The 11,954-nt window shown below is 57.6% G+C and carries 11 protein-coding genes; 2 read left to right on the forward strand and 9 right to left on the reverse strand.

What is annotated here, in order from left to right:
* Positions 1-54: 54 nt before the first annotated feature.
* Positions 55-1,563, forward strand: a complete 1,509-nt coding sequence (locus tag HJB83_RS04100) for an O-antigen translocase (RefSeq protein WP_207585162.1) — start codon at positions 55-57, stop codon at positions 1,561-1,563.
* Between the two features lie 72 nt (positions 1,564-1,635).
* Here HJB83_RS04100 and HJB83_RS04105 read toward each other — a convergent pair whose 3' ends face one another.
* From HJB83_RS04105 to HJB83_RS04130, 6 genes are read right to left on the reverse strand one after another with little or no spacing between them, the layout of a single operon-like run.
* Positions 1,636-2,865, reverse strand: a complete 1,230-nt coding sequence (locus tag HJB83_RS04105; RefSeq protein ID WP_221131311.1) for a DegT/DnrJ/EryC1/StrS aminotransferase family protein — start codon at positions 2,863-2,865, stop codon at positions 1,636-1,638.
* Positions 2,862-3,833, reverse strand: coding sequence for an NAD-dependent epimerase/dehydratase family protein (locus HJB83_RS04110; protein ID WP_207585160.1), 972 nt, complete (start codon positions 3,831-3,833; stop codon positions 2,862-2,864). Before HJB83_RS04110 ends, HJB83_RS04105 begins: the two co-directional genes overlap by 4 nt.
* Entirely contained in the window at positions 3,830-4,549 is a 720-nt protein-coding gene (locus HJB83_RS04115) for a DapH/DapD/GlmU-related protein (protein ID WP_207585159.1), read from the reverse strand. Before HJB83_RS04115 ends, HJB83_RS04110 begins: the two co-directional genes overlap by 4 nt.
* A complete protein-coding gene (locus HJB83_RS04120; RefSeq protein WP_207585158.1) occupies positions 4,539-5,642 on the reverse strand; it encodes a DegT/DnrJ/EryC1/StrS aminotransferase family protein in 1,104 nt (367 codons plus the stop codon). Before HJB83_RS04120 ends, HJB83_RS04115 begins: the two co-directional genes overlap by 11 nt.
* Positions 5,639-6,676 carry a Gfo/Idh/MocA family protein gene (locus HJB83_RS04125; RefSeq protein ID WP_207585157.1) on the reverse strand — a complete coding sequence of 346 codons (1,038 nt, stop codon included), beginning with the start codon at positions 6,674-6,676 and terminating at the stop codon, positions 5,639-5,641. The genes HJB83_RS04120 and HJB83_RS04125 overlap by 4 nt, the downstream gene beginning before the upstream one ends.
* Entirely contained in the window at positions 6,673-7,179 is a 507-nt protein-coding gene (locus HJB83_RS04130) for an acyltransferase (RefSeq protein ID WP_207585156.1), read from the reverse strand. The genes HJB83_RS04125 and HJB83_RS04130 overlap by 4 nt, the downstream gene beginning before the upstream one ends.
* Before the next feature lie 562 nt (positions 7,180-7,741).
* On the opposite strand from HJB83_RS04130, the gene HJB83_RS04135 reads away from it, so the two are divergent.
* Positions 7,742-8,503, forward strand: a complete 762-nt coding sequence (locus HJB83_RS04135) for a response regulator transcription factor (protein ID WP_207585155.1) — start codon at positions 7,742-7,744, stop codon at positions 8,501-8,503.
* A 221-nt stretch (positions 8,504-8,724) separates the two neighbouring features.
* Here the strand turns inward: HJB83_RS04135 and HJB83_RS04140 are convergent, their stop codons facing one another.
* The 3 genes from HJB83_RS04140 to HJB83_RS04150 all read right to left on the reverse strand — a co-directional run bounded on the left by HJB83_RS04140 (position 8,725) and on the right by HJB83_RS04150 (position 11,923).
* A complete protein-coding gene (locus HJB83_RS04140; protein ID WP_207585154.1) occupies positions 8,725-9,717 on the reverse strand; it encodes a glycosyltransferase in 993 nt (330 codons plus the stop codon).
* A 214-nt stretch (positions 9,718-9,931) separates the two neighbouring features.
* On the reverse strand, positions 9,932-10,741 hold the full coding sequence (locus HJB83_RS04145; protein ID WP_221131312.1) for a glycosyltransferase family 2 protein: 810 nt from the start codon (positions 10,739-10,741) through the stop codon (positions 9,932-9,934).
* Positions 10,742-10,870: 129 nt separating this feature from the next.
* A complete protein-coding gene (locus HJB83_RS04150; protein WP_207585152.1) occupies positions 10,871-11,923 on the reverse strand; it encodes a UDP-glucuronic acid decarboxylase family protein in 1,053 nt (350 codons plus the stop codon).
* Between the last annotated feature and the right edge of the window lie 31 nt (positions 11,924-11,954).

The raw sequence follows: 11,954 nt of genomic DNA on the forward strand, positions 1-11,954 counted from the left end.
GATGTCGTCCGAAAACCGCGCACACTTTTCGGCATCATGCTCTAGGGGCTTCCGATGACTTTGCGCATCACCCCACCCACCAGCCAGACCTACACTCAGATCCTCAAGTCGACGATGCTGATGGGCGGCGCTTCGCTCGTGAATGTCGCACTCAGCATTATCAGAAACAAGGCGATGGCCGTTCTGCTCGGGCCGGAAGGCATCGGGCTTATGGGCCTTTATAGCTCGATCGTCGATATCGCGCAGTCTATCGCGGGGCTGGGCGTTGGCGGCAGTGGCGTGCGTCAGGTCGCGGAGGCTGCCGGCACCGGCGACGCAGCGAGGATTGCCCAGTCGGCGACCGTACTGAGACGTATATCGGTGGTGCTGGCGCTGCTTGGCGCGCTTCTTCTGGCCGCTTTGGCATATCCTGTCTCAGGTTTCACCTTTGGTGATTACCAGCACGTCGGCGGCATTGTGCTGCTGTCGCTCGCCGTTTTCTTCCGGCTGGTATCTGCGGGGCAGAGTGCATTGATCCAAGGCATGCGCGGCATTGCGGATCTTGCTCGCATCAACGTGCTTGCCGGGCTCTTCGGTACAGCCGTGAGTATCCCGCTGATCTACCTGTTCGGGATCCAGGCGATCGCACCGTCGCTCGTGGTAATTGCAGCTGCCTCCATCCTTCCGACCTGGTGGTACAGCCGGCGGATCTTCCCGAATCCCTCGCCCATGTCGACGCGCCAGTTCAGCGGGGAGGTGTCGGCGCTGCTCCGGCTCGGTTTCGTCTTCATGGCAAGCGGACTTCTGACCTTTGGTGCGGCCTATGCCATCCGCATCATCGTGCTGAAGGAGGGCGGCGTCATGGCGGCGGGATTGTATCAAGCAGCTTGGGGCCTCGGCGGTCTTTACGCCGGTTTCATCCTGCAGGCCATGGGAACGGATTTCTATCCGCGCCTGACCGCAACGATCGACAACAATGCCGAATGCAATCGGCTGGTCAATGAACAGGCCGAAATCAGCATGCTGCTCGCTGGCCCCGGCCTGCTCGGCACGCTGACGCTCGCGCCGCTCATGATGAGCCTGTTCTATTCGGCGGAATTTCACGGGGCAGTCGAGCTTCTGCGCTGGATCTGCCTTGGAATGATGCTGCGGATTATTTCCTGGCCGATGGGTTTCATCGTCGTGGCGAAGCGTACCCAGGCGATTTTCTTCTGGACGGAAGTTGCGGCGGCAGTCGTGCACGTGGGGCTTGCCTGGCTCTTCGTATCGCTGCTCGGTACGCAAGGAGCCGGCATGGCGTTTTTTGGCCTCTATGTCTGGCACAGCATCCTGATCTATGGGATCGTGCGGAAGCTGACCGGTTTTCGCTGGTCCGCCGCCAATCGCAGACACGCGCTGCTTTTCTTGCCCGCATCGGCAGTGGTTTTCCTGACGTTCTCAATTATGCCGCTATGGCCGGCGACGGTGATTGGCTTCGTCGCCGTCGTTCTCTGCGGGCTCTATTCGCTGCGCATGCTGATCGACCTGCTTCCGCCGGAGTCCGTGCCAGCAACCATCCGCGGATGGCTCACGAAATCGGCATAACGAACAATGCGCGCATCCGGAGACACGCGCATTGTTCGGTATGCCGATTGTTGCGTCAGGCAAATTGCGGGTTCAGGCGACAGCGACATCCATGGCACGTTGCACGCTGGCGGCTCCGATGATCGCTTCCGCAAGGGCTGCGCGAAGTGCCTCAACAACCCGGTCCACGTCAGACACCGTCATCTGGGCATAAAGCGGCAGGATGATCGTTTGCTGCTGCGCAGATACGCCCCGCGTCAGGCTCGTGGCAGCGCGGTGGGAACTCTCATCGGAATAGGCTCCCTCCAGATGAATGTTCATCACACCACGCCGGGTCGAGACACCCTGATCGAGCAGGGTTTGCATGACGGCCCGCTGGTCGGCCGTATCGGGCAATCTCACACAGAAGCTCTGCCAGTTGCTGCGAGCCCAGCGCGGCTCGACCGGCAAAGATAGCCCGGCAATCGTCGACAGCTGTTCGCAATATTGCTCGGCAAGCAGCCTGCGCTGGGCAACCAACTCCGGCAGCCGCCGCAACTGCTCGCGTCCGACGGCAGCCTGAAGATCGGTCATCCGGTAATTGTAACCCAACTCGTCATAGTCTTCGAAGATGACCTGTTTCGAGCCGTGACGAACGGCATCGGTGACGCTCATGCCATGCTGGCGCCAGAGCCGGAACTTCCGGTCATATTCGGGATTGGCCGTGGTCAACATGCCGCCATCTCCCGTCGTGACGACCTTCCGGGGGTGGAACGAGAAGCAGGCAATGTCGCCATGCGCTTTGCCGATCTTTTCCCAACGTCCATCCCACAGGATTTCGCTTCCCGTCGCACAGGCGGCATCCTCGATGACCGGTATCTGATGGCGCTTGCCGACCTCGACGATGGCGCGGAGATCGCAAGGCATGCCGAGTTGATGCACGCAGAGAATTGCCTTGGTGCGGGGTGTGATCGCTCTTTCGATCAGACTGGCTTCGATGTTGTAACCATCTTCTTCGATATCGACGAAAACAGGCACTGCATCGCAGTATCGAACCGCGTTTGCGGTCGCGATGAAAGAATGGCTGACCGTGACGACTTCATCGCCGGCGGATACGCCGACCGCCTTCAGCGCCAGATGCAACGCGGTCGTGCAATTGGACATGGCGCAGGCATGCACGGCGCCCACAAAGGCAGCGAATTCACGCTCGAAAGCCGCGACTTCCGGCCCCTGCGTCACCCATCCCGACAGAATAACGCGGCGCGCAGCCTCAGCCTCTTCCTCGCCGAGGACGGGTTTGGCGACCGGAATTGTGGCCGGAATTGTGGATTGAGATGAACTCATGCTGCCTGCCCCCCTGCATCGGTCTGCTTTTGCCACCAGGCAACAAGATCACGAAGCCCTTGCTCCATAGAGATCTCCGCCTTGAAGCCGAGGAGCCGCTCGGCCTTGCTGATATCGGCGAGACGACGGGTCACGCCGTTGACCGTGCGGGCTTCCTTGTGCTGCGGTTCGAGTGAGGAACCCATAATGTCGCTTAGCATTTTCGCGAGTTCCAGCAGGCTTATTTCCTTGCCGCTGGCGACGTTGAACACCTCGTCCGTGACATCGCTTTTCGCGGCCAGAATGTTTGCGCGGGCGATGTCGCGGGCATCGACGAAGTCCATCGTCTGGCTACCGTCCCCGTAGATGAGGGGCGGCATTCCGGCCACTAGACGTTCCATCCAACGGATCAGAACTTCCGTATAGGCGCCGTAGACGTCCATGCGCGGGCCGTAGACGTTGAAATAGCGGAGCGCGACATAGCGCAGGCCATACATCTCCGCAAAGCTGCGCATCAGCCCCTCGTTGAATGTCTTCGCCGCGCCGTAGATCGTCCGGTTATTGTAGGGATGATGCTCTTCGGTCGTTGGAAAGCTCTCGGCCAGCCCCAGCACGGAAGCCGAGGAAGCAGCAACCACCTTCGAGACACCTGCCTTGACGGCAGATTCGAGAACGTTGAACGTGCCCTCTGCAAGGACATCGAAAGCCAGTCGTGGCTCTTCCGCGCATTGCGTGATGCGGATTGCGGCCTGATGAAAGACGATGTCGACGCCTTCGAAGATTTTGGCCAGAAGCGCCCTGTCGCGGATATCTCCCTCGATGATGTTGACGGACCCGCTGGCTATTGCCGTGCTGAGATTGTCCCGGCGTCCGCGCACGAAGTTGTCGAGGATGATGATCTCACGCGGTTTTTCCAATGCGACGAGATCGGCAATATGCGACCCGATCAGGCCGGCTCCGCCGGTAATGAGCACCCGTTGATTTCTCATGATCTTCCCTCACGCGACATGTTCGTCATCGGATCATTATCCGAACGCCAACGTATGAATTTCGCAGGTACACCTGCGACAACTGAGAACGGCTCGACGTCTGAAACGACAACTGCCCCCGCTCCAACGATCGCTCCCTTCCCGATGGTCACACCGGGTAGAATGGTCGCATTCGTCCCGATATCGGCCTCTGCACAGATGCGTACCGGCTTGATTTCAAGATCCGTGCGAATGATCGGCACATCCATCGGCAGTGCCGTGTGGGTCGAGCCAAGCACCTTGGCGCCAGGTCCCCACCCGACAGAATCCTCGATCACCAGATCGCGAGCGTCGAAATAAGCCATCGGCCCGATCCAGACATTGTCGCCGATCACGCAAGTACCGTCAAAGCGTCCCTGGATATAGGCCTGGGCGCCAATGAACACGCCATCGCCGATTTCGAAAGTTTCCGGATGTTTGAAACCGGCACCGCCTGCAACCTGCAATCCTGTGCCGCAGCTCCGCGCAATGGCTTGCCAGATGGCTTTTCGCATCAGCGTATCGATGACACCGTCACCGACCGCGAAACGACCGTAGAGCTCAATCAGGCCAGGGCGGCCATAAGATTGCCTGAGTTCTTCGGCCAACCCAGCTTGGTAGGCAGGGTCCGCCGGCCTTTCATGACGGCCATGGACCGCCTGCACGACCCGGGCCTCGTCGGCACGACTAGCTGACATAGGCGTACTCCAGCGCGGCGGCCACCTGATCGACGTGCCGCGCCGGCATCTCGGGATAGATCGGCAGCGACAGGACCTCCCGTGCGGCGACTTCCGAGATTGGGAAATCGCCGGGTCGGTAACCAAGGTCGGCATGGGCCTTCTGCAGATGAACGGGAATCGGATAGTGCAACCCGGACTGAATGCCCTCCGCGCTCAATACGCGCTGAAGCTCATCGCGATCGCGACTTCTGATGGCATAGACGTGATAGACGTGGCGCCGGTCGGTGATTTCGACAGGCGTCCTCAAATTCGCCGAACCGCCAAGCAGCAACGAGTAGCGGCGTCCATGGGCGCGCCGCGCTTCGGTCCAGGCTTCGAGATGCCGGAGCTTGATGCGCAGGATCGCACCCTGAATGGCATCCATGCGGTAGTTGAAGCCCTTCAGCAGATGGTGATAGCGCTGTTCCTGACCCCAGTCGCGCAACATGCGCATCGTTTTGGCCTGATCGTCGCTGTTCGTGACGACGATACCCCCCTCGCCGCAGGCCCCGAGATTTTTGCCGGGATAGAAGCTGAAACAGCCGGATGCGCCGATGCTGCCGGCACGCGCGCCTTTGTATTGCGCTCCGTGCGCCTGGCAGGCATCCTCGATCACCGGTATCCGGTAGTGGTCAGCAATCGCCCTGATCGCGTCCATATCGGCCATCTGACCATAGAGATGGACGGGAACAATGGCCTTGGTTCTGGGTGTGATCTTTGCCTCGAGCTGAGCTGGATCCATCGTGAGCGTCACGGGCTCGACATCGACGAATACTGGTCGTGCACCTGCGTAGCAGATCGCCGATACGGTCGCGACGAAGGTAAATGGCACGGTGATGACTTCATCGCCGGGGCCGACGCCTGCCGCAAGAAGCGACAGATGCAGGGCACTCGTCCCGGTATTGACGGCTATCGCATGTTTGACATCGCAATAGTCCGCGAATTCCTGCTCGAGGCTGGCGACCTCCTCGCCCAGTATGTATTGCCCCGAGGCAAGCACGCCGAGCACGGCGGCGTCAATTTCGCTCTTGATCGATTGATATTGTGCTTTGAGGTCCAGGAACGGGATCATGCGATGCGCCTCGCCTCTTCAAGCTCGATGATGCGACCGCGCTGGGCAAGCGACCGGCTTGCGGCTTCAAGGATGCGGACGACGCGCAGCCCGGCCTGGCCATCAGTGATGGGCCGCGAATTGTGCTCGATGCAATCGACGAACTGATCCAGTTCGCGTTTCAACGCTTCGGTCATATCGAGCTTGGGCGCCCACATGTCGCCGCTGCGGTAACCGACCATCATCTGATGCACCTTCTCGCCATACGCGTCGGAATTCGGGCACATGGTGATGCCCTTGTCATAGACCTTGATCTTTTCACTGGGCTCCAGATCGTCATAAACGATCATCTTGTTGCTGCCGCCGATCAACGTGCGGCGGACCTTGACAGGGGCTAGCCAATTGACGTGGATGTGCGCGATGAGCTTGCTCTCGAAGAAGAGCGTCAGATAGGCGATGTTCTCCGGCTCGCCGAGTACATGGCTCATGCCCGTCGCAGAAACAGCCACCGGCCTTTCCTGCAGGACATGGTCCAGGATGGACAGGTCGTGCACCGCGAGATCCCAGATGACGCTGACATCGTGCTGGAAGAGCCCCAGATTGACCCGGACGGAGTCATAATAATACATGTCGCCGAGGCCGCTTTCGACGAGTTCGCGCATCTTGCGGACGGCGCCGGTGTGGACGAAGGTATGATCCACGGCCAGCACCAGGCGTCTGCGCGCGGCTTCCTCGACCATCCGCGCGGCTTCCTCCGTCGTCGATGCCATCGGCTTTTCGACGAAGACATGTTTTCCGGCCATCATAGCCTGCATTGCGAGCTTGAAATGGGTCGAGACCGGCGTTGCGATGGCGATTGCATCCACCCTCGGATCGCGCAGAACTTCCTCGAAATTGTCAGTGATCGTTACTGCGGGATACCGGCTTTTAACAGCCGCCAACCGTTCGACGTTCAGATCACAAACTGAAAGGAGGTTCGCGCCGGCCGCTTCCGAGATGTTACGAACCAGGTTCGGACCCCAATACCCATACCCAATAACAGCAATGCCGATCATCGCATTCCTCCCAACTCTTGCATGTTGACTGACCGGTCATGAACGCGACCGGTGATCCTCGCCGGAACGCCGGCAACAATGGTGCCGTCAGGCACATCCTTCGTTACAACCGCGCCCGCGCCGACTTGTGCGGCCTCTCCGATGGTCACGCCAGGCAGAATGGTGGCGTTGCTGCCGATCGACGCGTGGCGCTTGACCAGAGTGGGGATGACAACCCAGTCAGCCTCCGTCTGCAGACTGCCGTCCGAATTGACGGCGCGCGGGTAAGTATCATTGGTGAACATGACCCCGTGACCGATAAAAACGCCGTCCTCCAGCGTCACGCCTTCACACAGGAAGGAATGGCTGGAGATCTTGCAGTCTTTTCCGACGAGGACGTTTTTCTGGATTTCAACGAAGGTGCCGATGCGCGTTCCCGCGCCGATCGTGCAGCCGTAGAGATTGACAAGATCCCGATGGTGGATAACGCAGCCGTCACCCAGGTTGACGTTCGATGCAATCATCCCAACTCGCCCCCTACTCCTCAACAAACCCTGACTTGGGTGAAACCGGCAATCGCAAGAATGCATCCAAGGTTTCGTTTCGTCAGAGCAAATATTTCTTCCGCTTCAAAAAGAATTGTTTTCTTCCTTTTAGTAAAGAAACAAAACGTGGAAGCTCATCCACCTAAAGGCGTATCTGCTTACGAAATTTGATGACGATCGCATGCGAACGTCTATGGCCATCGATCATCAGCAGCGACAGGTCACGCAACGATCGATCCTGATCCTCCACGTCGAAGACGGGCATAGTTTACATGGGTTTAGCGAGTTAAATTGAATATGTGTAGCAACCCCATGGATCGACATACAAATGAACTAGACTCAGATTGATCAGTTTTAGAGATTCAACCATTTGTATCTTTCCATGGAACCTATGTGCTGAGGTAACCACTATTAATTAGTTTAACATCCCCGAAACTGTGGTATTAAATTAGCACTTTTGCTAATTAAACTCCCATATTTGCAGAGGAGTTTGATATTCGACTTTGAAGTACCGCGTAAAAAAGGCTGGGAGGATGGGGCGTTGGATACAATAAATATAAGCCACAGGCAGGAATCCGTATCTCTTCCGATAGAGATAGAAGATGGCTCGACGGCGTTTACCCGACCGTCGAAGTCAAAGCACTCACTAGTCATTCTTGACAGGAGGGAACTTGATCGGCACTGCCTTGCGCAATGCATGGCCGCCCACACGGCGGATTTCGTGATTCTGGCGTTCGGATCGATTGAAGAGTGGAAGCAAAAGCGCGAAGAATATCCTCCGCTTTCGGCAATCCTCTTGAACGTCGGTGGCAAGACGGTCGACGACCCTGTCGTTTCGGAGCAGATCAAGAGCCTTTCGTCGGAATTCGTGTCGACACCGGTCATCATATTGTCGGATAGTGACGATTTCGCTCAAATCGTCAGGGCGATCGACTACGGAGCCAAGGGTTATATTCCTGCCTCCGTCAGCATTAGCGTGTGCATGGAGCTGATTGCGCTATCGGTAGCAGGAGGACTCTTCGTGCCCGCAAGCGCCCTGTTCGCCATGCGTCACTTGCTGCAGTCGAACAACCCGACAGCGCACCCGCTGGCCGGGATATTCACGGACCGCCAGGCCGAAGTCGTCGCGGCACTGCGGCGCGGAAAGGCGAACAAGATCATTGCCTATGAGCTCAACCTGCGAGAAAGCACCGTCAAGGTACACGTTCGCAACATCATGAAAAAGGTCAAGGCAACCAACAGGACGGAAGTCGTGTTCAAGCTTAACGACTTGTTCCAGAGTGGAATTCCGGCACTAGCGTGAACAATACGTAGTGATGATACTAGGGCTTGGACAAATCTTTTCTTGCAACCACATTCTTGCTCAAATCACCCCCGGTGGCGCGAATGCGTCACCGGGTCTTCTTATACCAAGGCGATCTATTACGCTTCCCGCGATTTTGGCATGAGTAGCAATCGGGCGCTCAACCACGGCCTGTTTTTACCATACTTGCGGATGAACTGACCCGGCCCGATCCTGCCCATTCACGCCGCAACTCTTCGCCGCACAGAATTCAAGGCATACCAGCATTTTGGCCCGATCGTTTGCTTGCAGATCAACTTGATCCAGGGCAACGAATTTCGCACCTCAGGAGAAACCTCCAGTGCAAAACGCTGAATAGCCACGGCCGTCGCAACGTCGAAGTTGTTGAATGCAATACCAGCCTGTCGAAGCGCCTGTTTTCCGAGATCTCTGGCAAGAAAGCGTCGCAACATCTCATCTTTCCTGAGGCTATCGGCCGCTTGGTTAAACAGGATATCAAAAGCCATTTTTCTTTGTAGAAGGTCGGAGAGGATATTTTCCCCATAGTATTGCAGCGACATATTCGAAGCATGCTGGCGATAGACTGCTTGGTCGTCATTGATGTAGCCAACGCCGGCATGTGATGCGAGTCGCAGCCACATTTCCATATCGCCGGCATGCGGCAGTTCCTTGCGATAGCCGCCGACCTGCTTTTGCAGCGCCGTCCTCACAACAGCTGTCGGCGTTGGAACGAGATTGCGCGCTCCACTCAACCGCATGAATTGCCGACCGGACAAGACCTGCATGGGGTGCACGTTATTGTCGCCGAGAGGATCCGCGCGCTTGCTCGTAGTACCATCTGGCTCAGCTATGAGCGCGTTCCCGAACACCAACCCCACATCCGGATACTTGCGCATCAGCTCCGCCGAGCGGTCCAGCGCGCCCGGCAGAAGATAATCATCCGCAGAAAGAAGCAGGAATAAGTCACCGCCTGCCCAATCGATCCCTTCATTGTAGGTAGCGATGTGCCGCATGTTTGCAGTGTGCCGCCGATAAGTGACCCGCGTGTCGCGGGATGCCAGGGCCATCCCGACTTCCGGCGTATTGTCTGGCGAGCAGTCATCTATAATGAGCACGCGCACATCGACGCCCGCCTGCGAAAGGACGCTTTCAACGCATTCCTGCAAGAAATGGGAATAATTATAGCAGGGGACTACGACATCAACACGTTGCAAACTTCTTCCTCCGTAAGCACTGCGTCACTCCTGGTTTGACAAATCTTTCGGACGCGGCATCGTTTCTTTGTTATGCGTAATTTGTTTTCCGATTATTCTCGCATGCGTTGAGAATGTTTTCGCCTGGCTGATTTCACGCGAGGCCAGACAGTTGCCAACAAGGCGGACCGGGCAAGAAGACGGGATATTGCCGGCTCGGCAAGACTTTGGGTGTTCATATTTTGGCGCCGAGATAAGAGGTGGGGGAAAGCCTTGACAGCGCATATTGGCCGACCAGCTTTGCCACCGTGCGGCGCCTGAGGGGAAAGCCGAAATCCTGCCAGATGCGCCAGCGGTCCCGAGCCGGGAGAGACTTGAACCAGTGATATGGCTGGTCGGTGAACGCGAGGGTCTTGCTGCCTGCAGGAACAGGTTCTCCCATTCGCTTGTAGTCGGCTTCCCAAGTCGTCCGGTAGCATACCGTCGCGGTCGGTTCATGAGAGAGCGACAGCCGAGAGCTTCGGATCGAGCTCCAATAGACGGAATCTCCGACTGGATAGAGTTCCCTCGGCATGTGAGCCCAGCGCGCAATGATCGGCAGGGACGGTCGCGTGAGAAATAAGCAGTTCGTATCCACGTGCGTGCGACCGTCGCTCTTTGAGTCGTCGAACATGTAGGTGCCGTCCGCACGGTGCATCGAACGTCTCGATGTGCAAACCGCAGCACCGGTACAGCGGTGAAGCTCAAGCAAGCGCTGGATGTGGTCGGATCTGTACCAGTTGTCCGCATCGAGAAACGCCACCGCGTCATAGCCCTGGGCAAAGGCGCTGAGGCTGCCGATCACGCGAGCCATGTTGCCGGCGTCGCCGTGAGCATTCGGCAGAATGAAATGTTTTGCGCGCCAGCCACCGACGATAGCGTTCGGAAACCCGTCGGCAACAAAAACATGGTCGCATGCAACGGTTTGGTCGAGAACGCTCGCCCGGCATTGCTCAAGGAGCTCGTTAGGCTCCTTGTAGTATGGCGTAACAACGGCAACGCGCATGCCTCATTTCCTCATTGTTGTTTTTGCAGCGATTTGCACGTCCGACGGTTGCCGCTCATTTTGCAAACCGCGATTTGGGGCTCGGTCTATTGAAGAAACCGAGCCTTGATTTTCGCTTGCCGTTTCTGTTCACGTTCCCAGGGGCGCAGCTTGCGCAACAGGAAGGCCGACGGCCGGAGTAGGCAGATAGGTGTAAGCCGTTCGCGAGGACCGGACGCCAGGCACGCTCTTGGCTCCGCCAGAAAGCTTCCACTCGAAATACGCGATCGTTTTCTCGAGCCCCTCACGCAGGTTCACCGTCGGCTGCCAGCCCAGGTCCTGCTTTGCCCGGCTGATGTCGGGCTTGCGCTGTGTGGGATCGTCAATCGGCAGAGGATTGTAAACGATGCTTGATTTCGATCCGGTCATCTCGATGACCATTTCGGCCAGTTCCCGGACCTGGAATTCTCCTGGGTTGCCGAGATTGATCGGACCCGTGACGCCGGCCGGCGTACCCATCAGGCGGATGAAGCCCTCGATCAGATCGTCTACATAGCAGAAGGAGCGCGTCTGCGTGCCCTTGCCGAAGATGGTGATCGGCTCGTTTTGAAGCGCCTGAACGATGAAATTGGAGACGACGCGGCCGTCGTTGGTCTGCATACGCGGCCCATAAGTATTGAAGATCCGCGCCACGCGGATTTCCACACCGTATTGGCGATGATAGTCGAAGAATAATGTTTCGGCACACCGCTTGCCTTCGTCATAACATGCCCGCGGGCCTATCGGATTGACGCTGCCTCGATACTCCTCGGGTTGAGGGTGCACGGCCGGATCGCCATAAACTTCGCTGGTGGAGGCCTGGAAGATCTTCGCCTTGGTGCGTTTTGCCAAGCCGAGCATGTTGATGGCCCCGTGCACATTGGTCTTCACCGTTTGCACGGGGTCGTGCTGATAGTGGACCGGAGATGCCGGGCAGGCGAGGTTGTAGATCTCGTCGACCTCCACATACAGCGGGAAGGTAATGTCGTGGCGAAGAATCTCAAAGCGCGGGTCGTCGAGAAGGTGCAGCACGTTGTCGCGCGAACCGGTGTAGTAATTGTCCACGCAGAGGACGTCATTGCCCTCTCGCAAAAGCCTTTCGCACAGGAATGATCCCAGAAACCCGGTGCCGCCGGTAACCATAATTCTCTTGTGTCCGTGCATTGGTGTGCTCCGTTGTTGATGGTTGCCTCGT

The organism is Rhizobium sp. NZLR11 (assembly GCF_019685115.1).
Classification (GTDB): Bacteria; Pseudomonadota; Alphaproteobacteria; order Rhizobiales; family Rhizobiaceae; genus Rhizobium.

Coding starts and splice junctions, on each gene's coding strand:
- HJB83_RS04100 (WP_207585162.1), top strand. CDS start 55: ATGACTTTGCGCATCACCCCACCCACCAGCCAGACCTACACTCAGATC.
- HJB83_RS04105 (WP_221131311.1), bottom strand. CDS start 2,865: ATGAGTTCATCTCAATCCACAATTCCGGCCACAATTCCGGTCGCCAAA.
- HJB83_RS04110 (WP_207585160.1), bottom strand. CDS start 3,833: ATGAGAAATCAACGGGTGCTCATTACCGGCGGAGCCGGCCTGATCGGG.
- HJB83_RS04115 (WP_207585159.1), bottom strand. CDS start 4,549: ATGTCAGCTAGTCGTGCCGACGAGGCCCGGGTCGTGCAGGCGGTCCAT.
- HJB83_RS04120 (WP_207585158.1), bottom strand. CDS start 5,642: ATGATCCCGTTCCTGGACCTCAAAGCACAATATCAATCGATCAAGAGC.
- HJB83_RS04125 (WP_207585157.1), bottom strand. CDS start 6,676: ATGATCGGCATTGCTGTTATTGGGTATGGGTATTGGGGTCCGAACCTG.
- HJB83_RS04130 (WP_207585156.1), bottom strand. CDS start 7,179: ATGATTGCATCGAACGTCAACCTGGGTGACGGCTGCGTTATCCACCAT.
- HJB83_RS04145 (WP_221131312.1), bottom strand. CDS start 10,741: ATGCGCGTTGCCGTTGTTACGCCATACTACAAGGAGCCTAACGAGCTC.
- HJB83_RS04150 (WP_207585152.1), bottom strand. CDS start 11,923: ATGCACGGACACAAGAGAATTATGGTTACCGGCGGCACCGGGTTTCTG.